Origin of the sequence: Mycobacterium sp. WUMAC-067 (assembly GCF_020217485.1) — a bacterium.
GTDB lineage: Bacteria > Actinomycetota > Actinomycetes > Mycobacteriales > Mycobacteriaceae > Mycobacterium.
In genome coordinates this window covers 24,382-49,737 of the sequence record NZ_JAEKMI010000001.1, presented here as the reverse complement: position 1 = coordinate 49,737, position 25,356 = coordinate 24,382, and the positions used below count along the sequence as shown (strand labels likewise).

Below are 25,356 nucleotides of genomic sequence, written 5' to 3'. Positions count from 1 at the left end.
CCGCGCCGAAGGACACGCCGCACCGCCGACGCGTTTACGACAGTTTGTAGGACCAGCCCTGACGTCGCCATGATCGACGGCTAAGATTCCTCTCAATAGTGATGTTGGGCCAGTGTCCGATCCGGATGTTTGGAGAAGCTGTTGACAGCCGAAGCGCCCCCTTTGGGAGAACTCGAGGCCGTTCGTCCGTACCCGGACCGCATGGGCCCCAAAGGGAACCTCGTCTACAAACTGATCACGACCACCGATCACAAGCTGATCGGCGTGATGTACACCGTCACCTGCTTCGCCTTCTTCTTCATCGGCGGGCTGATGGCGTTGCTGATGCGCACCGAGCTGGCCGCTCCCGGGCTGCAGTTCCTGTCCAACGAGCAGTTCAACCAGCTGTTCACCATGCACGGCACGATCATGCTCCTGCTGTACGCCACCCCGGTGGTGTTCGGATTCGCCAACCTGGTGCTGCCGCTGCAGATCGGCGCGCCCGACGTGGCGTTCCCGCGGCTGAACGCCTTCTCGTACTGGTTGTTCCTGTTCGGCGGGCTGATCGCGGCGTCCGGCTTCATCGTCCCGGGCGGGGCCGCCGACTTCGGCTGGACCGCCTACACGCCGCTGTCTGACGCCGTCCACTCGCCCGGCGCCGGGGGAGACCTGTGGATCACCGGGCTGATCCTCGCCGGTCTGGGCACCATCCTGGGTGGGGTAAACATGATCACCACCGTGGTGTGCATGCGCGCGCCCGGCATGACGATGTTCCGGATGCCGATCTTCACCTGGAACATCCTGGTGACCTCGATCCTGATCCTGATCGCGTTCCCGATCCTGACCGCGGCGCTGTTCGGGCTGGCCGCCGACCGTCACCTGGGCGCTCATATCTACGACGCGTCCAACGGCGGAGTCCTGTTGTGGCAACACCTGTTCTGGTTCTTCGGCCATCCCGAGGTGTACATCATCGCCCTACCGTTCTTCGGGATCGTCACCGAGATCTTCCCGGTGTTCTCGCGCAAGCCGGTCTTCGGCTACACCACGCTGGTGTACGCGACCCTGTCGATCGCCGCCCTGTCGGTCGCGGTGTGGGCGCACCACATGTTCGCCACCGGAGCCGTTCTGCTGCCGTTCTTTTCGTTCATGACGTACCTGATCGCGGTGCCCACCGGGATCAAGTTCTTCAACTGGATCGGCACGATGTGGAAGGGGCAGTTGACCTTTGAGACGCCGATGCTGTTTTCGATCGGCTTCCTACTCACCTTCCTGCTCGGTGGCCTGACCGGCGTGCTGCTGGCCAGCCCGCCGCTGGACTTCCACGTCACCGACAGCTACTTCGTCGTCGCCCACTTCCACTACGTGCTGTTCGGCACCATCGTGTTCGCGACGTATGCGGGCATCTATTTCTGGTTCCCGAAGATGACCGGCCGGCTGCTCGACGAGCGGCTGGGCAAGCTGCACTTCTGGTTGACGTTCATCGGGTTCCACACCACGTTCCTGGTGCAGCACTGGCTGGGTGACCTGGGCATGCCCCGCCGCTACGCCGACTACCTGCCCAGCGACGGCTTCCAGCCCTACAACATCGCCTCGACGGTGGGCGCCTTCATCCTGGGCGCCTCGATGTTCCCGTTCGTCTGGAACGTCTTCAAGAGCTGGCGCTACGGCGAGGTCGTCACCGTCGATGACCCATGGGGCTACGGCAACTCCCTGGAATGGGCGACCAGCTGCCCGCCGCCCCGGCACAACTTCACCGAGCTGCCCCGAATCCGTTCGGAGCGCCCGGCATTCGAGTTGCACTACCCGCACATGGTGGAGCGGCTGCGCGCCGAGGCGCATGTGGGCCGGGCGCACGGGCCCGCGGACAAGGACGTCACCAGGCTGGACGACGTCCAGGTTCGCAGCTGATGGCCTGACGGGCGGCTGTTGGGAGTGAACTCACCACCCAAGGTGTCGGTGCTGATCACCGTCACCGGCGTGGACCAACCGGGCGTGACCGCGTCCCTCTTCGAGGCGCTGTCGCGGCACGGGGTCGAGCTGCTCAATGTCGAACAGGTGGTGATCCGGCACCGCCTGACGCTCGGCGTGCTGGTGTGCTGCCCGGCGGCCGTCGCCGACGGCGCCGAACTGCGTCACGATGTCGAGTCGGCCATCCACAAGGTGGGCCTGGACGTCAGCATCGAGCGCAGCGACGACGTGCCGATCATCCGGGACCCCTCGACGCACACCATTTTCGTGCTGGGCCGGCCCATCACGGCCGGGGCGTTCGGCGCGGTGGCCCGCGAGGTGGCCGCGCTGGGCGTCAACATCGACCTGATTCGCGGCGTCTCGGATTATCCGGTGACCGGCTTGGAGTTGCGGGTCTCGGTGCCGCCCGGTGCCGACGGCCGGCTGCGGACCGCGCTGAACCGGGTGTCCAGCGAGGAGCACGTCGACGTCGCCGTCGAGGACTTCACGCTGGAACGGCGGGCCAAGCGGCTCATCGTGTTCGACGTGGACTCGACGCTGGTGCAGGGCGAGGTCATCGAGATGCTGGCGGCGAGGGCGGGTGCCGAGGGCAAGGTCGCCGCGATCACCGACGCCGCGATGCGCGGCGAGCTGGACTTCGCCCAGTCGCTCGAGCAGCGGGTCGCGACGCTGGCGGGCTTGCCCGCGACGGTGATCGACGAGGTCGCCGACCAGCTGGAGCTGATGCCGGGGGCGCGGACCACGCTGCGGACGCTGCGGCGGTTGGGTTACGCGTGCGGCGTGGTGTCCGGGGGTTTCCGCCGGATCATCGAGCCGCTGGCCGAGGAGCTGATGCTGGACTACGTCGCCGCCAACGAGCTGGAGATCGTCGACGGCACCCTCACCGGCCGCGTGATCGGTCCCATCGTCGACCGGGCCGGAAAGGCCACGGCGCTAAGGGAATTCGCGCAGCATGCCGGGGTCCCGATGGCGCAGACCGTCGCCGTGGGCGACGGCGCCAACGACATCGACATGCTGGCCGCCGCCGGGCTGGGGATCGCGTTCAACGCCAAGCCGGCGCTGCGTGAAGTGGCCGACGCGTCGTTGAGCCACCCCTACCTGGACACGGTGCTGTTCCTGCTGGGCATCACCCGGGGCGAAATCGAGGCCGCCGATGCGGTCGACGGCGAGGTGCGCCGGGTGGAAATCCCGCCCGAGTCGTAGCGGCGGCGGGAGCCGGCGACCCGGCAGGGATTCGGGCGTCGCGGTACGGCACGATGGTCGGGTGCCCGAAAACGGAAGCGAGGCAGCCGACCCCGATCTGCTGATCGAGTTGCGCGAGGTGTCGCTCCAGCGCGGCGGCAACGTCCTGGTCGGGCCGCTGGATTGGGCGGTCGAACTCGACGAGCGCTGGGTCATCGTCGGGCCCAACGGGGCGGGCAAGACGTCGCTGCTGCGGATCGCCGCGGCGGCCGAACATCCCTCGTCCGGCGTGGCTTTCGTGCTCGGTGAGCGGCTGGGCCGGGTCGACGTGACGGAGTTGCGTTCCCGCATCGGCCTCAGTTCCTCGGCGCTGGCGCAGCGCGTGCCCGGCGACGAGGTGGTGCGCGATCTCGTCGTCTCCGCCGGCTACGCGGTGCTGGGCAGGTGGCGCGAGCGCTACGAAGACGTCGACTACCGCCGGGCGATCGACATGCTGGAGAGCCTCGGCGCCGAGCATCTGGCGGACCGCACCTACGGCACGCTGTCGGAAGGCGAACGCAAGCGGGTGCTGATCGCCCGCGCGCTGATGACCGACCCCGAACTGCTGCTGCTCGACGAGCCCGCCGCCGGCCTGGACCTGGGCGGGCGCGAGGAGCTGGTGGCGCGCCTGGCCGACCTGGCCGCCGACCCGGACGCGCCCGCGCTGGTGCTGGTCACCCATCACGTCGAGGAGATCCCGCCCGGGTTCAGTCACTGCATGCTGCTCGCCGAAGGCGAGGTGGTGGCCGCGGGACTGCTCACCGACGTGCTGACCGCGGAGAATCTGTCCACCGCTTTCGGCCAAGCGATCGCCCTCGACGTCGTCGACGGGCGCTACTTCGCGCGGCGAGTCCGCACCCGCGCAGCCCACCGGAGGCAGCTATGACGTCACCCGAGGAAACCCCGCTCGTCCCCAGGCCGGCGGCGACCGTGATGCTGGTCCGCGACACGGGCCCCGGACTGGGCGTCTTCCTGATGCGCCGGCACGCCAAGATGGAGTTCGCCGCGGGGACGATGGTGTTCCCCGGCGGCGGCGTCGACGACCGCGACCGCAACGCCGATATCGCATGGGCCGGACCGGCGCCGGAGTGGTGGGCGCAGCGCTTCGGCATCGAACCCGACCTGGCCGAGGCGCTGGTCTGCGCCGCGGCCCGCGAGACCTTCGAGGAATCCGGGGTGCTGTTTGCCGGCCCGGCGGGCCAGGGCCGTGCGGCGCCGGACAGTATCGTCGGTGACGCGTCGGTGTACGGCGACGCCCGCCGGGCCCTGGCCGACGGGACGTTGTCGTTCGCGGACTTCTTGCGGCGCGAGAAGCTGGAGCTGCGCTCGGACCTGTTGCGGCCGTGGGCCAACTGGGTCACCCCGGAGGCCGAGCGCACCCGCCGCTACGACACCTATTTCTTCGTGGGGGCCCTGCCGGAGGGGCAGCTCGCCGACGGTGAGAACACCGAATCCGACCGCGCGGGCTGGACGACGCCGGAGGCGGCCATCGCCGACTTCTCGGCCGGTCGCAGCTTCCTGCTGCCGCCAACGTGGACGCAGCTGGACTCGCTGGCCGGGCGGACCGTCGCCGAGGTGCTGGCCGTGGAACGCCAGATCGTCCCGGTGCAGCCGCACCTCGAGATCCAGGGCGACAACTGGGTTTTCGAGTTCTTCGATTCCGACCGCTACCACCAGGCGCGGGAAGCGGGCGGGCTGGGGTGGCGGCATTGAGCGAGTTCGTCAGCGTCGTGGTCAGCGACGGCTCGCAGGACGCCGGGCTGGCCATGCTGCTGCTGTCGCGGCCCCCGACCAACGCGATGACCCGCCAGGTCTACCGCGAGGTCGTCGCGGCGGCCGAGGAATTGGGGCGGCGCGACGATGTCGCGGCCGTCATCCTGTTCGGCGGCCACGAGATTTTCTCCGCCGGCGACGACATGCCCGAACTGCGCACGCTGCGGGGTGCCGAAGCCGAGACCGCGGCCCGGGTCCGGCAGGAGGCCATCGACGCGGTCGCAGCCATCCCCAAGCCGACCGTGGCGGCCATCACCGGCTACGCGTTGGGCGCCGGGCTCACGCTGGCGCTGGCCGCCGATTGGCGCATCAGCGGTGACAACGTGAAGTTCGGCGCGACCGAAATCCTGGCCGGGCTGGTGCCCGGCGGCGACGCGATGGCCCGCCTGACCCGGGCCGCCGGGGCCAGCAAGGCCAAGGAGCTGGTGTTCAGCGGGCGATTCTTCGACGCCGAAGAGGCCCTGGCGTTGAACCTCATCGACGAAATGGTGGCCCCCGATGACGTGTACGACGCCGCCGCGGGATGGGCGCGCCGTTTCCTCGAGGGTCCGCGGCACGCGCTGGCCGCCGCCAAGGCCGGAATCAACGACGTGTTCGACCTGGGGCGCCCCGAGCGCCTCGCCGCCGAACGCCGCCGCTACGCCGAGGTGTTCTCCGCTGGTCAGGGCGGTGGCGATCGGGCGGATCCCGGCGGCCGTTAGGCTGCCCTGCATGACGAGTTCGACCGACGCCGTGCCGACGCCTCACGCCACCGCCGAACAGGTGGAGGCCGCCCGGCACGACAGCAAGCTGGCCCAGGTCCTCTACCACGACTGGGAGGCCGAAACCTATGACGAGAAGTGGTCGATCTCCTATGACCAGCGCTGCATCGACTACGCGCGCGGCCGTTTCGACGCCATCGTGCCCGACGAGGTGCTCCGTGACCTGCCGTACGACCGGGCCCTCGAATTGGGCTGTGGCACAGGCTTTTTCCTGCTGAACCTGATCCAGTCCGGGGTCGCGCGCCGCGGGTCGGTGACCGACCTGTCGCCGGGCATGGTCAAGGTCGCCACCCGCAACGGGCAGTCCCTGGGCCTGGACATCGACGGCCGGGTCGCCGACGCCGAGGGCATCCCGTATGAAGACAACACCTTCGACCTGGTCGTCGGGCACGCCGTGCTGCACCACATTCCCGACGTCGAGCTGTCGCTGCGCGAGGTGATCCGGGTGCTGCGCCCGGGCGGACGGTTCGTCTTTGCCGGCGAACCGACCAGCGCCGGCGACGTCTACGCCCGCGAGCTGTCCACGCTGACCTGGCGGATCGCCACCAACGTCACCAAGCTGCCCGGCCTGGGCAGCTGGCGGCGCCCGCAGGCCGAGCTCGATGAATCCTCCCGGGCCGCGGCGCTGGAGGCCATCGTCGACCTGCACACCTTCACGCCCGGTGACCTGGAGCGGATGGCCGCCAACGCCGGCGCCACCGAGGTGCGGACCGTCAGCGAGGAGTTCACCGCCGCGATGTTCGGTTGGCCGGTGCGCACCTTCGAGGCGTCGGTGCCGGCCGGGCGGCTGGGGTGGGGCTGGGCGAAATTCGCCTTCAACGGCTGGAAAGCCCTGAGCTGGGCGGACGCCAACGTGTGGCGGCGCGTGGTGCCGAAGGGCTGGTTCTACAACGTGATGGTGACCGGGGTCAAACCCTCCTGAGCGGTGGGCTGCGGTTCAGCGCCGACGATGTCGGCTACCTGCGGTCGCAAGCCGGCGCCGCGGCGCTGGCGACCGTCGCCGAACTCGAGCTGACGGACGCCACCCGGGTCGCCGACGTCGCCGCGGCCCGCGCCCACTTCGGCGACCGGGCGGCGGTGCTGGTGGAGACGGTCCTGTTGCGCCGCCGCGCCGTGGAGAAACTGAGCGGGCCGGGCTTCGCGGTGTCGGACTGGCTGTTCACCGACGAGGCGCTGCAGCAAGCCACCGCCGCGCCGGTGGCGCTGCACCGGGCCGGGCGGCTGGCCGAGGGCGGACCGGACGTCGTGGTGCACGACGCGACCTGTTCGATCGGCACCGAGCTGGCCGCGCTGCGCGGCCGCGGGATCACGGCGGTGGGCAGCGATCTCGACTCCGTGCGGCTGGCCATGGCCCGCCACAACCTGGGGCCGGTGGGGCTCTGCCGCGCCGACGCGCTGCACCCGGTCACCCGCGACGCCGTGCTCGTCGTCGATCCTTCGCGACGTGCGCAGGGGCGGCGGCGCCTGCGCATCGACGACTATCAGCCCGGGCTGGCCGCGTTGCTCGACGCCTACCGTGATCGGGATTTCGCCGTAAAGTGCGCTCCGGGAATCGATTTCGACGAGGTTCGTCGCCTCGGGTTCGACGGAGAGATCGAGGTGACGTCCTATCGCGGCTCGGTGCGGGAAGCGTGTCTGTGGTCGGCGGGGCTGGCGCGGCCCGGCGTCACCCGGCGGGCGAGCGTCCTCGACCGCGACGAGCAGCTCACCGACGCCGACCCCGATGACTGCCCGGTGCGGCCGGTCGGGCGGTGGATCGTCGACCCGGACGGCGCGGTGGTCCGGGCCGGGCTGGTGCGCCACTACGGCGCGCGGCACGGGCTGTGGCAGCTCGATCCCGACATCGCCTATCTCTCGGGCGATCGGCTGCCGGCCGCGGTGCGAGGCTTCGAGGTGATCGAGCAGCTGGTCTTCGACGAACGACGGCTCCGGCAGGCGTTGTCGGCGCTGGACTGCGGGTCGTTGGAGGTATTGGTCCGCGGGGTGCGGGTGGACCCTGACGCGTTGCGCAAACGGATGCGGCTGCGCGGCGACCGACCGCTGTCGGTGGTCATCACCCGCATCGGTGCACGCGCCTCCGGTCGCGCGATGGCGTTCGTTTGCCGGGCGTCCCGGTAGCGCCGGGTACGCTGGCGGCGGTTACTTTTCCGGTCACACCCCGCCCTGGCTAGTTTGCGAGGACAATTCCACGATGCGTTATCTGATAGCCGCTGCGCTGCTCGCGCCGGCGGTCTTGGTGGGCTGGCCGGCCGCCGCCGCGCCGCCGTCCTGCGCGAGCCTGGGCGGCACCGTCGAGGCCGACCAGATGTGTCGTGTGCACGCCACCGGCGCCAACTACATGCTCACCATGACGTTTCCCACCGACTACCCGGACCAACAGGCGCTGACCGACTACATCACCCAAAACCGGGACGGCTTCGTCAACGTCGCGCAGAGTTCCGGGGGTCGTGACCAGCCCTACCAGCTGGAGGCCACCACCGACCAGCGCAGCGCCGGCCAGCCGCCGCACAACACCCGCAGCGTGGTGCTCAAGTTCTTTCAGGACGTCGGGGGAACGCGTTCATCGACCTGGTACAAGGCGTTCAACTACAACCTCGGCACGAAGCAGCCCATCACGTTCGACAACCTGTTTCCCCCGGGCGCGACGCCGCTGGACGCCATCTTCCCGATCGTCCAGCGCGACTTGGAACGTCAAACCCCTTTGGGCGCTGCGATTTTGCCGTCGACGGGGCATGACCCGTCGCACTATCAGAACTTCGCCATCACCGACGATCAGCTGATCTTCTACTTCGCCCCCGGCGAGATGCTGCCGGCGTTCGGCGGGCCCGCCCAGGCCCAGGTGCCCCGCAGCGCCATCCCGCCGCTGGCCATCTGAGCGCTCAAACGGGTCCGGCCCGCAATTCCATCGCCACGGCCAGGGCCGCCAATGCCACCTGCGCGACGCAACCGATGATCGGCACGAAGAACGCCCTTCTCCGGCACACCAGCAGGTACACGGCGACCACGACGTCGGCGATCAAGAGGGCGGCCCCGCCCCAGGTGCCCAGGTTCATGGCCCGGTCGATCCAGGCGGGATCGCCGCACTTCTGATAGCCGCACGGGTCCGTGCTCATCACCAGCAGGCCCAGCACCACAAAGCTCGCTCCGTAGAGGGCCCCATGGATGACCAGCAAGACGAGCGTCGCCACGATATCCGGCGTGCTGACCTGCCGGCCCTCCGCTGTGGTGGTCGCGGCGTCCGCTGCTGTGGGGTCGTCGATCGGCACTCCAGGAGTATGTCCCGGTCAGGCCGGCGCGAAACCGTAGACCTGACCGTCGCTGGTGGCGGCCACCACCCGCCGGTCGGTGCCGACGGCAACCCCCAGCGGATACCCGGTGGCCGCCGGCAGCGGATAGCTGTTCAGCGTGTGGCCGTCACCCGGATCGAAGACCAACACCGACATCCCGGGCGCGCCGTTGGCGGGCGGCCCGCTGACCACCGTGTAGCCGACCCCGGCCCCCGCCAGGCTCGACGACGACAGGGGGACGGCGTCGTCGCGGCGCCACACCTGATCGGCGTGATCGCCCGCGTCCTTGAACGCGACCAGCCGCGTGTCGGGCCCACCGCCGGAGACGATCAGCCCCTGCGGAGTGATCGCCGGGGGAGTCTGCGCCAGAAATCCCAGCGGCACCGACCACTTCACCTTCGCGTCCGCGGTGCGCAGCGCCCACAGGCGCTGGTCGCGGCCGTTGACGTAGACGGTCGACCCGTCGGCCGAGAGCACCGGGCTGGCGATCGCGCCCGCGCCCACGGCGTCGCTCGTCCACTCCTTGGTCAGCAGCGGGGTCTGCCCCGGGTGGTACTTCAGGCCCACCAGAACCGCGGCCGGCGCGCCCGGCTGCCAGACGCCGAGCACCGCCATCCCGTTGGCCGCCGAGAAGGCGGGGGCCGCGGCCACCGGGCAGCCCTGGCGGGCCGGTGCGCAATCGGCGAGCCCGCGCGTCGCATCGGTGGGATCGATACCGTCCACCAGATCGAGCGGGCTGCTCACCACCTGGCCGCGATGGGCGTCGAACACCAGCACCTGCCCCAGGTGCGTGGCGACGAGCAACTCGCCGTTGCCCAGGAACCGCGGCGTCGTGGGCATGCCGATCACCGGCTGGCGCCACCGCGTCCACTGGGTCACCGGGAAAGACAGGAACGCTCCGGGCTGGCCGACGTACACGTTGTCGAACCCGTCGAGCAGCGGGCCGCCGAAGCCGCCGCCCTGGAACAACCGCACACACCAGCGCTGCCGCCCGTTGTGGTTGTTCTCCCACTCCATCAGCGAGCACCCCGCCGAGGTCTGGGCGTTCAGTGCCAGATAGCCGCGCGCGCTGAGCGCCGGTCCGGCCGCCAGGCTGCCCTTGACCGAGCGGGTCCACTGCAACGACAGCTTGGTGGCCCCGCCGGTGGCGGTGTAGCTGCTATTGGCGGCGTCGGCGTATTGCGCCGGCCAACCCTGCGCGGCCGACGCGTCCACCCAGGAGTCGGTGTTGCCGCAGCCGCTGGCCACGGCCGTGAGCGCCGCCGCCAGCAGCGCGGATGAGCAACGCCGAAGCCCACTGACGAGTTGTCGCGCAAGCACGTCGGTTTCCAAGTCCTTCCCAGGGCGGGCGCAGGTGCGGCGATCGAGTACACGTGAGGGTATCGCTTGGCCCCTCGACTAGGCTTTCCGGCCATGACGAGCATGTGGGGCGCTCCGGTCCATCGCCGCTGGCGTGGATCGAACCTGCGCGACCCGCGCCAGGCCAAGTTCCTCACGTTGGCCTCGCTGAGGTGGGTGCTGCGCAACCGCGCATACACCCCGTGGTACCTGGTGCGCTACTGGCGATTGCTGAAGTTCAAGCTGGCCAACCCGCACATCATCACCCGCGGCATGGTGTTTCTCGGCAAGGGCGTGGAAATCCATGCCACGCCCGAGCTCGCGCAGCTCGAGATCGGCCGCTGGGTCCACATCGGTGACAAGAACACCATCCGCGCACACGAGGGCTCGCTGCGCTTCGGCGACAAAGTGGTGCTGGGCCGCGACAACGTCATCAACGCCTACCTCGACATCGAGCTCGGGGATTCGGTGTTGATGGCCGATTGGTGCTACGTCTGCGACTTCGACCACCGCATGGACAACATTGACCTGCCGATCAAAGATCAGGGCATCGTCAAGTCGCCGGTGCGGATCGGCCCGGACACCTGGGTGGGGGTCAAGGTGTCGGTGCTGCGGGGCACGTCCGTCGGGCGCGGCTGCGTGCTGGGATCTCACGCGGTGGTGCGCGGTGTGATTCCGGACTACTCGATTGCGGTCGGCGCGCCGGCCAAGGTGGTCAAGAACCGCCAGCTCGCCTGGGAGAGCTCGGCCGCGCAGCGTGCCGAGCTGGCCGCCGCCCTGGCCGACATCGAACGGAAAAAGGCCTCCCGCTAGCTATTTGGTTGGGGCCGGTCGTCGACCTTGAAATGGAAATTGACGTCGCCCGCATCGACGTTCGTGACGGTCACCAGCACGCCGTACTTTGCGCCGCGGTCGGTGAGCTGACACCGAAGCGTCGCGCCCGCAACACCTTTCAAGTTCTCGGGGCAGGTCACCGAGTCCGGTTTTCTGCCCACCCGCTGGCCGAGCTGGGCGCTGATCGCGGCGGCGATCTGGTTCTTGTCGACCATCTCCACCATGTCGAACTTGACGTCGCTGCCGTCGACGCGGGTGACCGTGACGCTGACACCGAACGGCCGGTTCTTCACCGTCATTTCGCAGTTCACCTGCGCGCCGACTTTGGCGGGCAGGTCGTTCGGGCAGTTCACCGACTCGGGCTTGTTGCCGGCGGCGTCGGTCATCTTGGCGGTGATTTGGCCGGCGACATCGCTCCTGCTCACCGCGTGCGACGAACCGATCGAGCAGGAACAGCCCGTGATCACCGCGGTAAGGCCGGCGGCGGCGCCCGAGATCAGCACGCGGATGAGGGAGATGGTCATTGTCGGCTCCCGATGGCTTGACCGAATCGTCCGATCATGGCACGCCAACCGGCTCCGGGTGCACGCTCGGGCTAACGAACACCGAGTTCAGATGCGCTGATAACGCCGCAGCGCTTCGGCCCGTTCGGCGGCGTGGTCGACGATGGGCTGCGGGTAACCGTCCGGCCGCTCGCCCTTGCGCAAGTGCGCGTCATGCGCCGAGCGCAGCTCGGTCACCCAACGGCGAATGTAATCGCCTGTGGGATCGAACTTTTCGCCCTGCATCGTCGGGTTGAACACCCGGAAGTAGGGCGCGGCATCGGTGCCGCAGCCCGCGCACCACTGCCAACCATGCTGGTTGTTCGCCATGTCGCCGTCCACGAGCTGGTCCAGAAACCATTCGGCGCCCCACTGCCATGGCAGGTGCAGGTCCTTGACCAGAAACGACGCGACGATCATCCGCACCCGGTTGTGCATGAACCCGGTCTCCCGCAGCTGACGCATCCCGGCGTCGACGAAGGGAAAACCGGTTTCGCCGGCCTTCCACGCCGCGAAGCGGCGCTTCGCCTCGGCGCCGGCGTCGGTCTTGATGCCGTCGAAAGCGCCGTTCCAGTTGCGCCACGCGCTCGCCGGCCAGTGGTGCAGCACATCGGCGTAGAAATCGCGAAAAGCCAACTCCCGCAGGTACGCTTGCGCCCCGCCGCTGCGCGTGTCCAGGTCGGCAACCAGAGTGCGGGGATGGACGGTGCCGAATTTCAGGTGCGCCGACATCCGGCTGGTGCCTGCCAGATCGGGCCGGTCACGGTCGGCGCTGTAGGTTCTCAATCCGTTGCCGACGAAGGACTCCCACTGGGTGCGCGCCGCCGCCTCGCCGGCGGCGACATCGAGCCGGACGCCGGGGTCAGGGATTTCGCAGCGCTCTATCCCCAGGCGCCGCGGATCCAGCCAGCGCGCGGACGTGGCGCTCGATTTCGCCGGCGCCCGCCAGCCGGTTTCGTGCCACCGCCGCAAAAACGGGGTGAACACCCGGTAGGGCGAACCGTCCGGCTTGGTGACGCGTCCGGGCGACACGAGATACGGTGACCCCGTCGCCACCAGCGGGACCGCGCCCAATGCGGCCCGCACCCGTTCGTCGCGGCGCGTTCCGAACGGCGCGAAGTCTTCCGAGATGTGCACCGACGACGCGCCGAACTCCTTGGCAATGCGGGGAATCCGTGTCTCGGGCCGCCCGCGGGTTACGAGCAGGCGCCCATCCAGGTCGTCGCGCAGCCGCCGCAGCGAGTCACCCAGGAACTGCAGCCGGCGCTGTCCCGACGAGCCTTCCAGGCGCGGATCGAGCACAAAACAGGCGAGCACCTCGTCGCTCTCGGCCGCGGCGAGGAGCGCCGGATGATCACGCAGCCGCAGATCGCGGCGAAACCACAACAGCGCGGGCATGATTCGGCTCCCTAACGGTTGAGCCGCCAGATGTGGGTGGACAGAACGGTCGCGAAGCCGCACCACAGCGGATAGGGCAGCAGCGCCAGCGCGCCCCGCGGGGTGGCTTCGGCCGTGCGCCTGACCAGGTCGGCACTGCTGGCCGTCAGCGCCGCGGCACCGACCGCGGCCGCGCCGAGCTTGTGGTACCGGAAGAACAGCCAACTCCACCCGGCGTTGAGCAGCAGATTCACCACGAGCGTCGCGGCGTAGCGACGCGCCTTGCCGTGCTGCCCGGTTGCGCGAAACCGGTCGATGGCCACCGCCGACGTGGCCGCGATGTCCCCGTAAAGCGTGGTCCATACCGTGGGGAAGGCGGCGCGGGGCGGCTGGTAGGCGGGCTTGTGAAGCCGCGAATACCACGGCGAGGCGGCGTCGGCGCTGGCGACGCTGCCGGCGCCGGCGGCTGCGGCGACGCCCAGGGATGTCGCGCCCAAGATCGATTTGTTCACGGGGTGCTCCGTTCGCGTTGGGCCCGATCCGCTTGCTGCTCAACGGGTTCGGTGTGGGTAGGGCTGTTGGGCCACCAGATCCGGTCGCCGATGAGGGTGAACAGCGCCGGGATGACCAGCGTGCGCACCACGAAGGTGTCGAGCAGGATGCCCAGGCCGACGATGATCCCCAACTGCGTCAGGACGATCAACGGCAACACTCCGAGCACGCAGAATACGGCGGCCAAAACGATTCCCGCGCTGGTGATTACGCCGCCGGTGGCCGACACCGCGCGGACCATCCCGTCGCGCGCGCCGTGCTGCGCGGCTTCCTCGCGGGCCCGGGTGACCAGAAAGATGGTGTAGTCCACGCCGAGGGCGGCCAGGAACAGGAAGGCGAACAGCGGGGTGGTGTTGTCCAGCGCCGGAAAGCCGAAGACGTGGATGCTCGCCCAGCCGCCCATGCCCAACGCGGCCAGGGCGCCCAGGATGGTCGCGGCCAGCAGGGTCGGCGGGGCGAGGGCCGATCGCAGCAACACATACAGGACCACCAGGATGACGGCCAGGATCGCCGGGATCAGCAGCACGCGATCATGCGTGGCCGCATCCCGGATGTCGAGGGCCTGCGCGTCGGCGCCGCCCACCAGCGCACCGGGGTCGGCGGCCCGGGTCGAATTCCGCAGGGCGGCAACGATGCCGAATGCCTGGTTGGATGACGGCGGTGCGTCGATCACCACCGACCATTTCGTCAACCCGGTTTCCGAGCGGCCGGACTCGGTCACCGAGACCGCCCCGGGCGTGGTCCCGATGGCCTGCCGAACGGACGACGCGTGGGCGGTGGGGGCGACGACCAGCGTGGGGTTGGCCAGGCCGGCCGGGAAGTGTTCAGCCACAACGGTGTAACCGGACACCGAATCCGCATGCACCCGGAACTGTTCGGTCTGCGACAGCCCGATCCGGGTTCCCCACAAGCCCGTGCCCAGGGCGGCCAGGGCCGCGATCGCGATCACCGCAACCAGTGCGGGACGACGGGCCACCCCTTCCGCGATGCGGCGCCACGCACCGGAATCCCGGGCCGCGTCGTCCCCGGCGTGCGGGATGAACGGCCAGAACAATCGGCGGCCGCAGAGGGCGAGGATCGGCGGCAGGATGACGAGCACAGACACCGCGGCGACCACCAGGCCGCACGCCCCCAACGCGCCCAGGCTGCGCGTGCTCGGGGTGGCGGCGAACAGCAGCGTGAGCAGGGCCAGCACCACGGTGGCATTGCTGGCCACGATGGTCGGGCCCGACCGGCGCACGGCGTGGCGCAAGGCGGCACGGTGCCCGGACTGGCGCCGAAGCTCTTGGCGATACCGGGAGATCAACAGCAGCGCGTAATTGGTGCCCGCCCCGAACACCAGCACGCTGGTGATGCCCGACGTGGCGCCGTCGAAGCTCAACCCGGTCGCCGACGCCACCGCGGTGCCGACCGCGGCGGCGACCCGATCGGCGAATCCGACGACCAGCAGGGGGACCACCCATAGCGCCGGGGACCGATAGGTGGCGATCAGCAGCAGCGCCACCACCGACGTCGTCACGGCGAGCAGGGTGATGTTGGCGTTGGTGAAGGCGCCGGCAATGTCGGCGCCGAACGCCGGGCCGCCGGTGATGTGAACCCGCAGATCCGCGGGCAGGCCCGTCGCCGCGGCCGTGCGCAGCGCGGTCACGGTGTCGCCGAGGGCGAGACCCGACAGGCCTGCGCTGATCGGCACGATGCCCAGGACGGCCTTGCCGTCGTTCGACGGCAGCGCGGGCGCCGCGCCGTCGGCCCCGCCCGGTTGCGCGGCGGCGTGGGCGCGATCGCGGGCCGCTCGGGCGGCGGAGATGTCGGAGGGGCTCAGCACCGCACCGTCGGTGCGGCTGACGACCACGATCAGGGGCGCGCGGTCGCCGCCGGGAAACTGCCGGGACAGCGCGTCCACTTCGGCGGAGGCCGAGTCGTCGGGAAGCGATTTCGGCGACTGGCCCGCCGCCGCGTTCCCGCCGATGAGCACCATGAAGCCGACGCCCAGCAGCGCCGCCACCAGCGCGAGCAGCCACGAGCGTCGACCCGTCACGGCGGCGGCCAAGGGTTCCCACACCACGAACACAAGCCTTTCAGTTTGTTAAACATTAATCAACTGAAATGATGCATCGCCACGGCACACCAAAGGCGGTGTGCACCAGGGGGCACTATGGACATTATGGACGCAGCGGGTTGCCGGCGATGACCCTCGACCGTGGCGCGATGAAGAATCGCAAGCGGCGCCACATCGATGTGTGCCTGGGCGAACCGGTCGGCTATGACGGGGTCACCACCGGCCTGGACCGGTATCGCTTGCCGTATAACGCCCTCACGCAGACCAGCCTGGGCGACATCGACGTGTCCACCAACTTTTTCGGTGTCAACCTGCGGTCTCCGATCCTCATCGGCGCGATGACCGGGGGCGCCGAGCTGTCCGGGACGATCAACCGGAACCTGGCCGCGGCCGCCCAACAGCTGGGCGTCGGCATGATGCTCGGCTCGCAGCGCATCATGCTGGACAGCGCGCTGGGGGAGCGCGCCGCGGACAGCTTCGCGGTTCGCGACGTCGCCCCAGATGTGTTGCTGTTCGGCAATATCGGTCTATCTCAACTGGCGGGCGCGGCGGTGCCGGACCTGGCGAAGGCACTCGATCGGGTGGGCGCGGACGCGCTGGCCGTGCATACCAATCCGTTGCAGGAAGCGATGCAACACAACGGCGACACCGACTTTTCCGGCTCGGTGGATCGGCTGCGAGAAGTGGCCGGCGCCCTCGGCCACCCGGTGTTGCTCAAGGAGGTCGGCCACGGGATCGGCGGCGCCGCGGTGGCGGAACTTCTTGGGGCCGAAGGCAACGTCCCGGTTGCCGGGATCGACGTGGCGGGCGCCGGTGGCACGTCGTGGTCGCGCGTGGAGCAGTTCGTGCGTTACGGCGAACTGCGCTATCCGGAGTTGGCCGACTGGGGCATCCCCACCGCGCGGGCGATCCTGGAGGTGCGCGAGGTGCTGCCGGAGATCCCGTTGGTGGCTTCCGGGGGCATCCGGACCGGGATGGACGCGGCCAAGGCGATCGCATTGGGCGCCGACGTCGTGGCGGTGGCCCGGCCGCTGCTGGGAGCCGCGATCGAATCCGCCGCCGCCGTGGTGGATTGGCTGCAGCCGTTCATCGACGAGCTTCGGGTTTGCCTGCACGGCTGCGGAGTCGCGAACCTTGCCGGCCTGCGCGAGGTCGATCTCGTCGCGCTGCCGTAGCTTCGCGCGACGTGGCCGTCAGCCGGGCGTGCGGCTCGCCGTTGCCGCGCTGCGTCGGCCTTTTGGCGCGGCGCTCTTACTGTCGGTGGCGGTCGACTTCTTGGGAGTTGGTGCGGTGAGCCGGGATTCGAAGGTGGACATCGCCTCGATCATCGCCGCGAAGACACGATGGGCCGCCGTCAGGTCGCGGTCGGGCAGGTCGGACAGGGCGGTACGCAGCTCGGCGCCAAGGGGAGTGAAAAAAGAACGAGCCAGCGCCATCCCCGATTTCTCGTAGCGAAGCAGCGTCTTGCGGCGATCCTCCGGGTCGGGCTCGCGCCGGACATGGCCCGCCTCGATCATGCGGTCCACCAGATAGGTGATGGCGGCCGGTGAAACGTCCATGCGCCGGCGCAATTGCGCCGCGGTCAACGGCGTCCCGGCGGTTTCGGCGACCATGATGTGCAGTAACGCGTGAAAGTCGGTGCCGCTGACGTCGTTTTGGCGAGCGAAGTGCCGGCCGATGCGGTCGGATTGCGCGGTGATCGCACGCATGTCGGCCGACACCAACTTCTCGAGTTCGGCTCGATCTACTCGCCGATCAGCGGCGGCGCGCTTGGTCACTTACCCGCATCCTTCTTGCAAGATACGCCGACCAGCGTTTCCGGTCCGGTCAGTGGCCATCAGCCTACGGCACCCTGGTCACGGTGCTGTGGTCACCGCGCCGGTTTGAACGGGTGCGCCCCGGGTATGTGATGCGCAATGACTTTGATCGAGACATCGCAACGCCTGCGCCGAGCGGGGCGCAAAGTGCTGCGCCTGCAACGACGGTTGTGGCTTGCCCAGCTGGCCGTGTGGCCCACGGTGATCGTGCTGGCGGTCCTGCTGGTGGGGGCGCTGTGGATGGTGTGGAAGCGGACGGCCGGTCGCAGGGGCGGGCCGGAATCGGCGGCGCACGCTGCGCCCCGCTATCCGGCACCGCCGCGGACCTGATAGCGGCGCTCGGCGTAGGCGAGGTCGTCGCGCCAGAGCCTGCTGGACGCGAAGCGCATCAGCGGTGTGATCAGCGGCGCCACCCGAGATGCCCGCTTGAACCCGGGCCGCCCCGAATGCGCGATGGTGGCTTCCAGGACGGCGGTGCGGGGACGGCCGTCGGGTCCCAAACCGATTGGGGTGGCATGGGTTTCGACGACGCTGCCCGTCCCTTCCCCATCCACGATGCGCATGACGATGGTGCGGGCCTCCGGGCAGCTGAACTCCGCGACGACGGGTACCCCCAGGCGTCCCATCCGGAAGGTCACGGCCACCAAGAAGCGGTCGGCGTGTTCGGTCGGCGTGCTGAGCACCTCGAGCCGGGTGAACGAGTACGGGTGAAACCATGCGCCATGCCACGGATCGAGCCGGTTGGCGATGATGTCGATGGGTTCGCAGACGCCCTCCATGCGGGCGACGGCGGCCAGGGTGTCGCCGGTCGGCCGGTCCGCAATCACCGGAAGCTCCAGTGGCGTCTCGCGTCCGACCGCATCGAGCCGCACCCAGACCAGGGTGCCGTCGTCGTGACCGGGCAGTGGGCTCCAACCGAATTCGCGGGCGCGGCCGTCCAGGGTCAGTCCGTGCCACCGGCACACCAGCGTGCCCCGATGCACCGTCCCGGTGGCGAGGTCGGCCCCCAGGTGCGGGCAGCTGCGCGGCCCCACGCACAGTCGGTGCCGTTCGTCGCGCCAGGCGACGACCTCGACGCCGGCGACGCGCGCGCCGAACGGTCGCCCGCCGACCACCTGCCGGCTGGCGGCGAACGCGTACCAGTTGCCGGTGGCCCGGTGCTGGGAGCGCCGCAGCGCGGCCTCGATGAGGGCGGGTTGTGCGTCGCGATAGGTCGGGCGCTGATCGGCCCACGGCACACGCGGGATCACCTGCAGGGGCCAATCTTTGGAGCGCTCTCGCAGGGTTTGCAGCCGGTCGCGGATGTTCATCGCCGGGCGACTCTCTGGCGGGTGGCAAGCCATCGCAGCAGTGGTGACCGGCCCTCGGTGGGTACCGTGGCCAACGGGTGCCCGGCCAGTCCCCACCGTGTCAGCAGTTGGTTCGCGGCGCACCAGCCGGTGGTGGCGGCGCGCTCCATCAGCGCCACCGGCAGGTCGATTCGGATGGCGTCGCCGGCCAACACCAGGCCCGGCGTCGGGGTGGTCACCGCGGGGCGGTCCGGATAGGAGCCCGGCGAGAACAGGGGGCAGTCGCTGCGATGCAGCAGCCTCTCGTGAACGATCTGTGCCGCAGCCGTTTCCGGGTAGACCGTGTGCAGCTGGCGTAGTGCGGCCGCGCGCGACGGCGCCGAATCCAGGGCGTAGGAATGCAATTCGACGACGGAGCCGCGCTGTGTGCGCGCCCACGTGCGGGCCTCGCGTTCGTAGCGTTCCAACACGCTGATGTTGTCCAGTGGCTTGTGCCCGGCCGTGCCAAGGAATGCCGGCCGCCGCGCCGAGACGGGGCGGTCGAGCCAGAACCGATGCACGGCGAACGGCGGCGCGGTGCGCAGCCGCGAGATCTGGGCCCGCCAGTCATCGGTGCCCAGGCCGCTCGATGCCGCAACGATTCGCTGCAGACCCGCGACGTCGGTGGCCAGCACCACGGCGTCGACGTCGAGAGGTTCGTCGGAATCGGTGTGTACCCGAAAGTGTCCCGCCGGCCCGGTGTCGATGCTCTGGGCGTCGGTGCCGAGTCGAAACCGCACCCCGCGCCCTTCGAGGTAGCCGCTCAAGGGTTGCCACAACGCGCTGTCGTAGTTCGCGCACGGAACGTCGAAGATCAACCCTTCGGCCGATCCCAGGAAGTAGATGTGGAACATCGTCGCCAACTCGGCCGCGGACAGCTTGGTGGGGTCGGCGAAGAAGCTGCGGGAGAACACCTCGAACGCCAGATGCCGTGCGGCCTCCGGGAATCGGATGTTTTCGAGGAACGCCGCGGCGTCGATGTCGTCGAGGCGCTCGTAGGTGTCCGGCACCGACACCGCGGCCAGGGGCGCGGCGGCGCGGGCGTCGATGCGGGTGAAGTCACGAAGCCGAAACGTCGGACTGCGCGCGGCGAAGACGACGGCGTTCCAGGGAGGGGTGCGCGGCAGCCCGCGGAAGCTGTCGCGCCGCCCCGACCCGTCGATGAGCGGGTAGTCGTCGACGGGGGTGAGCATCCGCAATTCCGGATCGATCCGCGTCAGCAGGGCGCGCAGGTTGTAGTACTGCCGGAAGAAGGCGTGGAAGCCCCGGTTCATCGCGAGGTCGGCGCCGCCGTCGTGTTCGGTCCAGCCGCCGACCCGACCGCCGAGGTAATGCTCGCGTTCGATGACGTCGACGGCGACGCCGCGCTCGGCGAGCCCGGTGGCGGCGGTCAGGCCGGCGATCCCGCCGCCGACGACGGCGATGCGGGGGCGTGACGGCAGCGCGCCGGCGTCCGGCAATCCCGTTGGTGCGGGCAAGGTTCGGCGTCGACGATCGGTGGCGTGCGCGGTCATGACGGCGCATCCGCCAGGAAAGTGTGCACGATGTTGGCTTCCCAGCCGGGCATCGTCTCGCTGTGCACGGCGGTGAAGCCGGCGTCGGCGAGGCGGGCCCGGAACCGCGCGGCCCCGTCGAACGCCAGCACGCTACGCCACAGGTAGCGATACAGCGTACTGTCCCGGGTGCGCCACCAGCCGGACGGGATGATGATGCCCCAACAGACGGCGTGCCAGACGCGGGTGGCGGCGGGGGAGTCGCGCACCGAATACTCGTGCACCGCCAGAGTGCCGCCCGGCCGCAACAGCGCGCGGAACTTCCGCAGTTGGTCGTCGCGGTTGGCGACGTTGCGGATCAGGTACGCGGCCAGGATGCCGTCGAACGGCCCGGTGATCCCCTGCTCCGCCAGCCGTTCGACGGGGGTGTGGACGAACCGCACCGTGGCGGGCCAGTCCTTCGCGCGCGCCTCGTCGAGCATGCCGCGCGATGCGTCCACGGCGACGATGTCGGCTTCGGGCGCGACGGCGAGCAGGGCGGCCGTCGAAGCACCCGTCCCGCAGCCGGCGTCGAGCAACCGTAAGCCCTTGCCGCGGGCCGGAATCCGCATCCGCCTGGCCGACAAAAGCAGCTGCGCGTGGTAACCCGGGCTGGCGCCGACCAGCCGATCGTAGGCCGCGGCGCCCGCGTCGAACGCGGCTGCCAGGTCGCCGGGGGCGGGCCCCGCATCACCGACGCGCACGTTGCCGTTCCCACAGCAGCAGCACCGCGGTGACCAGCGCGAAGCCGAACAGAAAGTCCTCGACCGGGATGTCGAAGGGGAAGCGCACCCCGCTCAGCTGCCGATCGTCGTAAATGACGATGGGCGAGCTCAGCTTGGTCAGCCATCCGTCGACCGGGATCTGGAAACCGAGGACGATCAGCATCGACAGCCAGTAGGCCGGCCGGCGGAAGAGTCCGGTTCGCAGCACCGCCAATTCCAGTGCGCAGACGGCGAATACGGCCAGCGTGGCGGGCAGGGTGTAGCCGAGGCCGGTCATCGCCGGTGGACCTTTGCCAGGATGGCGTTCACGGCGTTGTAGGTCAGCAGCCCGCATGCCGGAATGACGAGAAAGAACAACACCTCTTCGATCGGCACCCGAAACGGGATGCTCACGCCGGTGAGGTACGCGCCGTCATAGGTCCACACGTGCGCGGCGACGGCGATCTCGTCCCAGATCAGGAACACCGCCGCGACGGGCAGCACCGCCTTGATGAGACGTCGCCACTGTCGGTAGACGCCGGGGCCCAACGTCTCCAGCGGCGCGGTGATCGCCAGGCATGTGGCCAGGACAACGAGGTATTGCCACCGATCGCTCATGCGGCCCCCGCGTTGAGATCGTCCCGCTCGCCATTTCGCGCCCGCCACGACCGTATCAGTCCCGCACCGGCCACCCGAAGCCGTCGAGCCCTGCCCACGGTGGCCCGGTGGTCGAACACCGCGAACTCGCTTCTTTCGATGCAGTCCAGGATTTCTGCGTACAGGGCGGCCGCCGTTGCCACGCACGGTCGTGAGCGACGCGCGAGCGTGGCGATTCCCGCCGCGGCGAATCGATAAGTCTGCCAGGCGATTTCGTGTTGCGCGGCCAGGGCGCGGCGCACCCGGGGGTCGGTACGGCGGTGCGTGTGACACCATCCCAACAGCTCTCGATCGACTCCGTCGGCGGCGAGTTCGTCGGCGGGCAGGTAGACCCTGCCCCGCACCAGATCTTCGTCGACATCGCGCAGGAAGTTGGTGAGCTGGAAGGCCCGGCCCAGCGCCGCCGCGTAGGGCGCGGCCTCCTCGGCCGGCGTCACCGTGCCCAGGATCGGGAGTACCTGCAGCCCAATCGCTTCCGCGGAGCCCCGCATGTAGCGGTTGAGCGCTTGGCGGTCGGGATAGTCGGTCACCGTGAGATCCATTCGCATCGAGGTCAGGAAGTCCTCGAACAGCGCGGCGCTGATCCGGTAGCGCCGCGCGGTGTGGGTAACCGCCGCCACCAGCGGATCGTCGAGGTGGGCGCCGTCGGAGAAGAAGCGCTCGGACAGTTGCTGCAGCCGCCTGGCGCGAGCGGAGGCGTCCAGCCGCGGATCGAGGTCGTCGAGGATGTCGTCGGCGTAGCGGGCGAAGCCGTACAGCGCGTGCACGGGTGGCCGTTGGTCGGGCGCGAGCAGCCGGGTGGCCAGGAAGAAGGTGCGGCCATGGGAGGCATTGAGTTCCCGGCACCGGCGATATCCGTCGCGCAGCCGCGGATCGTCGATTCCGGCGGCGGCCAATTCGCTGCGCATCATGGCAAACCGGCTTTCATGTCGAGGTTGGCGGTCGACCGCTCGGCGGCCCCGGTGATGCGGTCCGCGGCGAGTCGCCCGGAGATCAGGGTGGTCGGCACGCCGACGCCCGGCACCGTGGAGGAGCCGGCGAGCACCGCGTTGTCGATGCCGCGGACCAGGTTGGCCGGGCGGAACGGGCCCGTCTGGCCGAAGGTGTGGGCGAGCGCGAACGGGCTGCCGGCCGCCATGCCCTGACGGGCCCAGTCGGCGGGCGTGACGACGTCGAGAACCGTTGCGTCTCGCTGCAATCCGGGTAGCAGTCGGTCGGCGACGTGTGCGACGAGGCTTTCGGCGTAGGCGCCGCCGGTCCGCGACCAATCGATGGCGCCCCGCTGCAGGTTCGGCGCCGGGGCCAGGACGTAGAGCAGATCGCGTCCCTCGGGGGCCAGGGCCGGGTCGCCGGCCGTCGGGCGGGTCACCAGTAACGACGGGTCGGCCATGAGCCGACCGTCGCGGATGATGTCGGTGAAGGTCCGGTCCCACGCCTCGCCGAACAGGATCGTGTGGTGGGCCGTCTCGGGGGCGACCGCGGGACAACCCAGGTGAACCACCACCGCCGACGGTGAGGCGCGCAGCCGCACGGCGCGACGCGGCGTGCGGCCCAGCAGCGCGTAGGTCTGGGGCAGTTCGGTGGTCAGCACCACCGCGTCGCAGGCGATGCGCCCGGTCCGTTCGGCGAGTACGGCCGTGACCCGTCCGCCGGAGCGTTCGAGCGCGGTAACGGTTGCGTCGTAACAGAATCGGACACCCGCATCGGCGGCCGCGGCGGCCAAGGCGTCCGGCAGCGCGCGCACGCCGCCTCGCGGAAACACCACACCGGAGATGGTGTCCATGTAGGCGATGACCGCGTAGACCGCCAGGGCGTCGCGCGGCGCCACCCCGGCATACAGCGACTGGAAGGTGAAGATCCGCTGCAGCCGTGGATCGCTGATGTGCCGCTTGACCATCCGGTCCCACTTGCGGAAGCCGCCGATCGCCGTCAGCTGCGCCAGCTGCGGCGTGACCAGCGAGAGCGGGGAATCGAAATTGGCGCCGATGAATCCGTCGAATTCGGTGCGGTACAACCTGGTCAGCCACTGGCGCAGCCGCCGGTAGCCCGCCGCCTGCCCGGCCCCGGCGAACTCGGCGATGGCGCCAACCATCCGGTCCGCATCGCTGTGCACATCAAGCGCGCTGCCGTCGGCGAACACGGCGCGGTAGGCGGGATCAACCGTCAACAGCTCCAGCCGGTCGGACCGGGTCTCGCCGACGGCCGCGAATGTCTGGTCGATAATGTCGGGCATCGTGAGAACCGTTGGCCCGGTGTCGATCCGGTACCCGTCGATGTCGAGGCGTCCGGCCCGCCCGCCCGGCCACGGCTCGCGCTCCACCACCGTGACCGCGCGCCCCCGTCCGGCCAGGTGCAGGGCCGCGGAGAGCCCGGCCAGGCCGGCGCCGATCACCACGACGTGATCGGTGCGTCCTTCGATTCTCCGCATGGTCAGCGTGCTCCCGGGTCGGTATTGCTCATGCGCCGCGATCCGTACAGGCCGCCGCCATTTCGGCCAGCGCGATGCGAACGGGTTCCTCGATCGACACGTCGGCGAGGTGGGCGCGCGCGGACGCGACGCGGTCGCCGATCATCCGTTCGATCAACCCCAGGGCCCCGGTCTCGATGATCAGCGCCTTCCACCTGTCGATCGCGTCGTCCTCGAGGGCTTCACGATTCGCCAGCTCGGTGAGTTCACGGCGCGTCGACGGATCGGCCAGCTGGTGGGCGGCCGCCACGACGCTGGTTGCCTTGCGCTCGAGCAGATCTCCCGCGCCGGGCTTACCCGTCACCGCGGGGGATCCGAAGACGCCGAGCACGTCGTCGCGCAGCTGAAACGCCTCGCCGAGGGCGCGGCCGTAGCAACCCAGCTGGGACAACGTGCGAGCGTCGCAGCCGGCCATGGCCGCCCCGATCTCCAGGGGCCGGCGCACCGTGTAGTTGCCCGATTTGCGCCGTGCCACGTCGAGCACGAATTCCAGCCCGGGCGCCTGCCGCGCGTCGTTCGTCAAGTCGGCGAACTGTCCCACCGCGAGCTCGGTGCGCATCGCGTCATAGCGCGGCCACACCCGTTGCAGCCGCCGGGGGTCGACGCCGCTGTCCCGCAGCATCTGTTCGGCCCAGATCAGGCACAGATCTCCGAGCAGGATGGCGGCCGACTCGCCGAATCGTCGTGAGGTGCCGGGCAATCCGCGCTCCCGGTGCCACCGCCCCAACTGCAGATGCGCCGACGGACGGCCGCGCCGCACGTCCGAACCGTCCATGACGTCGTCTTGCAGCAGCGCGAACGCGTGCACCAACTCAAAGCTTGCCGCGGCCCGCAACGCGGCCGGGTCGGGCGGCGCACCGCACAGCCACCCCAGGTACATGAACGTCGACCGCAGGCACTTACCGCCGGAGGCGAAGTCGGCCAGGATGTCGCCTGCCGCTTCGATACCCGCCCCGTCCAGTTCGGCGGCCCGTCGCTCGGCGACGAAGTCGGCGACGTGGACCAAAACCATCCGCCGCAGGTTCGACCGCCACTCGCCGAAGTCGGTCCGGCCGAACCACGCCGTCGCCACCGGCGGTGCTGCGGTGGGCGGCGAAAACGACAAAGCTCCCATGTTGCCCAAGCGCTCCCTCCCGAACGGCCTGGAATGCCCGGGCCTG

The 25,356-nt window shown here is 69.7% G+C and carries 26 protein-coding genes; 11 read left to right on the top strand and 15 right to left on the bottom strand.

The window, feature by feature from the left end:
• The first annotated feature begins 141 nt into the window (after positions 1-141).
• The 8 genes from ctaD (at position 142) to JF781_RS00210 (ending at position 8,577) form a co-directional block, all read left to right on the top strand.
• Complete coding sequence (gene ctaD, locus JF781_RS00245; RefSeq protein WP_225326521.1) at positions 142-1,887, top strand: cytochrome c oxidase subunit I; 1,746 nt, start codon at positions 142-144, stop codon at positions 1,885-1,887.
• Positions 1,888-1,911: 24 nt separating this feature from the next.
• Positions 1,912-3,150 carry a phosphoserine phosphatase SerB gene (gene serB, locus JF781_RS00240; protein WP_225326522.1) on the top strand — a complete coding sequence of 413 codons (1,239 nt, stop codon included), beginning with the start codon at positions 1,912-1,914 and terminating at the stop codon, positions 3,148-3,150.
• Positions 3,151-3,211: 61 nt separating this feature from the next.
• Positions 3,212-4,054 (top strand): ABC transporter ATP-binding protein, encoded by an 843-nt coding sequence (locus tag JF781_RS00235; RefSeq protein WP_225326523.1) that lies wholly within the window; start codon positions 3,212-3,214, stop codon positions 4,052-4,054.
• Positions 4,051-4,881 carry an NUDIX hydrolase gene (locus tag JF781_RS00230; protein ID WP_225326524.1) on the top strand — a complete coding sequence of 277 codons (831 nt, stop codon included), beginning with the start codon at positions 4,051-4,053 and terminating at the stop codon, positions 4,879-4,881. Before JF781_RS00235 ends, JF781_RS00230 begins: the two co-directional genes overlap by 4 nt.
• Positions 4,878-5,642, top strand: a complete 765-nt coding sequence (locus JF781_RS00225; RefSeq protein WP_225326525.1) for an enoyl-CoA hydratase — start codon at positions 4,878-4,880, stop codon at positions 5,640-5,642. Before JF781_RS00230 ends, JF781_RS00225 begins: the two co-directional genes overlap by 4 nt.
• 10 nt (positions 5,643-5,652) lie before the next feature.
• A complete protein-coding gene (locus JF781_RS00220) occupies positions 5,653-6,624 on the top strand; it encodes a class I SAM-dependent methyltransferase (protein WP_225326526.1) in 972 nt (323 codons plus the stop codon).
• Entirely contained in the window at positions 6,582-7,820 is a 1,239-nt protein-coding gene (locus JF781_RS00215; protein WP_225326590.1) for a class I SAM-dependent methyltransferase, read from the top strand. The genes JF781_RS00220 and JF781_RS00215 overlap by 43 nt, the downstream gene beginning before the upstream one ends.
• A gap of 73 nt (positions 7,821-7,893) precedes the next feature.
• A complete protein-coding gene (locus JF781_RS00210; protein ID WP_225326527.1) occupies positions 7,894-8,577 on the top strand; it encodes an esterase in 684 nt (227 codons plus the stop codon).
• 4 nt (positions 8,578-8,581) lie between these two features.
• Here the strand turns inward: JF781_RS00210 and JF781_RS00205 are convergent, their stop codons facing one another.
• A complete protein-coding gene (locus JF781_RS00205; protein WP_374109650.1) occupies positions 8,582-8,968 on the bottom strand; it encodes a hypothetical protein in 387 nt (128 codons plus the stop codon).
• Positions 8,969-8,986: 18 nt separating this feature from the next.
• Positions 8,987-10,321 carry a PQQ-binding-like beta-propeller repeat protein gene (locus tag JF781_RS00200; RefSeq protein WP_225326528.1) on the bottom strand — a complete coding sequence of 445 codons (1,335 nt, stop codon included), beginning with the start codon at positions 10,319-10,321 and terminating at the stop codon, positions 8,987-8,989.
• An 81-nt stretch (positions 10,322-10,402) separates the two neighbouring features.
• Here JF781_RS00200 and JF781_RS00195 point away from each other — a divergent pair, with 81 nt between their 5' ends.
• Positions 10,403-11,140, top strand: coding sequence for an acyltransferase (locus JF781_RS00195; RefSeq protein ID WP_225326529.1), 738 nt, complete (start codon positions 10,403-10,405; stop codon positions 11,138-11,140).
• Here the strand turns inward: JF781_RS00195 and JF781_RS00190 are convergent.
• From JF781_RS00190 to JF781_RS00175, 4 genes are all read right to left on the bottom strand, one after another.
• Positions 11,137-11,685 (bottom strand): DUF4333 domain-containing protein, encoded by a 549-nt coding sequence (locus tag JF781_RS00190; RefSeq protein ID WP_225326530.1) that lies wholly within the window; start codon positions 11,683-11,685, stop codon positions 11,137-11,139. The two genes, JF781_RS00195 and JF781_RS00190, sit on opposite strands and share 4 nt — an antisense overlap.
• Before the next feature lie 87 nt (positions 11,686-11,772).
• Positions 11,773-13,101 (bottom strand): deoxyribodipyrimidine photo-lyase, encoded by a 1,329-nt coding sequence (locus tag JF781_RS00185; protein WP_225326531.1) that lies wholly within the window; start codon positions 13,099-13,101, stop codon positions 11,773-11,775.
• An 11-nt stretch (positions 13,102-13,112) separates the two neighbouring features.
• A complete protein-coding gene (locus JF781_RS00180) occupies positions 13,113-13,592 on the bottom strand; it encodes a TspO/MBR family protein (RefSeq protein ID WP_225326532.1) in 480 nt (159 codons plus the stop codon).
• Complete coding sequence (locus JF781_RS00175) at positions 13,589-15,697, bottom strand: MMPL family transporter (protein WP_225326533.1); 2,109 nt, start codon at positions 15,695-15,697, stop codon at positions 13,589-13,591. The genes JF781_RS00180 and JF781_RS00175 overlap by 4 nt, the downstream gene beginning before the upstream one ends.
• A gap of 122 nt (positions 15,698-15,819) precedes the next feature.
• Here JF781_RS00175 and fni point away from each other — a divergent pair, with 122 nt between their 5' ends.
• Positions 15,820-16,866 (top strand): type 2 isopentenyl-diphosphate Delta-isomerase, encoded by a 1,047-nt coding sequence (fni, locus tag JF781_RS00170; RefSeq protein WP_225326534.1) that lies wholly within the window; start codon positions 15,820-15,822, stop codon positions 16,864-16,866.
• 18 nt (positions 16,867-16,884) lie between these two features.
• Here the strand turns inward: fni and JF781_RS00165 are convergent, their stop codons facing one another.
• The gene (locus JF781_RS00165) at positions 16,885-17,469 is read right to left on the bottom strand and encodes a MarR family winged helix-turn-helix transcriptional regulator (RefSeq protein ID WP_225326535.1); all 585 of its coding nucleotides are present in this window, start codon (positions 17,467-17,469) and stop codon (positions 16,885-16,887) included.
• A gap of 138 nt (positions 17,470-17,607) precedes the next feature.
• Between JF781_RS00165 and JF781_RS00160 the strand changes: the two genes are divergently transcribed.
• Entirely contained in the window at positions 17,608-17,838 is a 231-nt protein-coding gene (locus JF781_RS00160; protein WP_225326536.1) for a hypothetical protein, read from the top strand.
• Here the strand turns inward: JF781_RS00160 and JF781_RS00155 are convergent.
• Genes JF781_RS00155 through JF781_RS00120 form a run of 8 tightly spaced genes read right to left on the bottom strand, consistent with a single transcriptional unit; the run spans position 17,814 to position 25,310 of the window.
• Positions 17,814-18,818: a DUF5914 domain-containing protein gene (locus tag JF781_RS00155; protein ID WP_225326537.1), complete on the bottom strand. Its 1,005-nt coding sequence runs from the start codon at positions 18,816-18,818 to the stop codon at positions 17,814-17,816. The genes JF781_RS00160 and JF781_RS00155 overlap by 25 nt on opposite strands.
• On the bottom strand, positions 18,815-20,350 hold the full coding sequence (locus JF781_RS00150) for an FAD-dependent oxidoreductase (protein ID WP_225326538.1): 1,536 nt from the start codon (positions 20,348-20,350) through the stop codon (positions 18,815-18,817). Before JF781_RS00150 ends, JF781_RS00155 begins: the two co-directional genes overlap by 4 nt.
• Positions 20,347-21,072, bottom strand: a complete 726-nt coding sequence (locus JF781_RS00145; protein WP_225326539.1) for a class I SAM-dependent methyltransferase — start codon at positions 21,070-21,072, stop codon at positions 20,347-20,349. The genes JF781_RS00150 and JF781_RS00145 overlap by 4 nt, the downstream gene beginning before the upstream one ends.
• Positions 21,059-21,370, bottom strand: a complete 312-nt coding sequence (locus JF781_RS00140) for a lycopene cyclase domain-containing protein (RefSeq protein WP_225326540.1) — start codon at positions 21,368-21,370, stop codon at positions 21,059-21,061. The genes JF781_RS00145 and JF781_RS00140 overlap by 14 nt, the downstream gene beginning before the upstream one ends.
• Positions 21,367-21,690, bottom strand: a complete 324-nt coding sequence (locus tag JF781_RS00135) for a lycopene cyclase domain-containing protein (protein ID WP_225326541.1) — start codon at positions 21,688-21,690, stop codon at positions 21,367-21,369. The genes JF781_RS00140 and JF781_RS00135 overlap by 4 nt, the downstream gene beginning before the upstream one ends.
• Complete coding sequence (locus tag JF781_RS00130; RefSeq protein ID WP_225326542.1) at positions 21,687-22,640, bottom strand: phytoene/squalene synthase family protein; 954 nt, start codon at positions 22,638-22,640, stop codon at positions 21,687-21,689. The genes JF781_RS00135 and JF781_RS00130 overlap by 4 nt, the downstream gene beginning before the upstream one ends.
• Positions 22,637-24,157, bottom strand: a complete 1,521-nt coding sequence (gene crtI / locus JF781_RS00125; RefSeq protein WP_225326543.1) for a phytoene desaturase family protein — start codon at positions 24,155-24,157, stop codon at positions 22,637-22,639. Before crtI ends, JF781_RS00130 begins: the two co-directional genes overlap by 4 nt.
• Before the next feature lie 28 nt (positions 24,158-24,185).
• Positions 24,186-25,310, bottom strand: coding sequence for a polyprenyl synthetase family protein (locus tag JF781_RS00120; RefSeq protein WP_225326544.1), 1,125 nt, complete (start codon positions 25,308-25,310; stop codon positions 24,186-24,188).
• Positions 25,311-25,356: the final 46 nt, after the last annotated feature.

Coding starts and splice junctions, on each gene's coding strand:
- JF781_RS00230 (WP_225326524.1), top strand. CDS start 4,051: ATGACGTCACCCGAGGAAACCCCGCTCGTCCCCAGGCCGGCGGCGACC.
- JF781_RS00220 (WP_225326526.1), top strand. CDS start 5,653: ATGACGAGTTCGACCGACGCCGTGCCGACGCCTCACGCCACCGCCGAA.
- JF781_RS00210 (WP_225326527.1), top strand. CDS start 7,894: ATGCGTTATCTGATAGCCGCTGCGCTGCTCGCGCCGGCGGTCTTGGTG.
- JF781_RS00195 (WP_225326529.1), top strand. CDS start 10,403: ATGACGAGCATGTGGGGCGCTCCGGTCCATCGCCGCTGGCGTGGATCG.
- JF781_RS00190 (WP_225326530.1), bottom strand. CDS start 11,685: ATGACCATCTCCCTCATCCGCGTGCTGATCTCGGGCGCCGCCGCCGGC.
- JF781_RS00185 (WP_225326531.1), bottom strand. CDS start 13,101: ATGCCCGCGCTGTTGTGGTTTCGCCGCGATCTGCGGCTGCGTGATCAT.
- fni (WP_225326534.1), top strand. CDS start 15,820: ATGACCCTCGACCGTGGCGCGATGAAGAATCGCAAGCGGCGCCACATC.
- JF781_RS00160 (WP_225326536.1), top strand. CDS start 17,608: ATGACTTTGATCGAGACATCGCAACGCCTGCGCCGAGCGGGGCGCAAA.
- JF781_RS00155 (WP_225326537.1), bottom strand. CDS start 18,818: ATGAACATCCGCGACCGGCTGCAAACCCTGCGAGAGCGCTCCAAAGAT.
- JF781_RS00150 (WP_225326538.1), bottom strand. CDS start 20,350: ATGACCGCGCACGCCACCGATCGTCGACGCCGAACCTTGCCCGCACCA.
- JF781_RS00140 (WP_225326540.1), bottom strand. CDS start 21,370: ATGACCGGCCTCGGCTACACCCTGCCCGCCACGCTGGCCGTATTCGCC.
- JF781_RS00135 (WP_225326541.1), bottom strand. CDS start 21,690: ATGAGCGATCGGTGGCAATACCTCGTTGTCCTGGCCACATGCCTGGCG.
- JF781_RS00130 (WP_225326542.1), bottom strand. CDS start 22,640: ATGATGCGCAGCGAATTGGCCGCCGCCGGAATCGACGATCCGCGGCTG.
- crtI (WP_225326543.1), bottom strand. CDS start 24,157: ATGCGGAGAATCGAAGGACGCACCGATCACGTCGTGGTGATCGGCGCC.
- JF781_RS00120 (WP_225326544.1), bottom strand. CDS start 25,310: ATGGGAGCTTTGTCGTTTTCGCCGCCCACCGCAGCACCGCCGGTGGCG.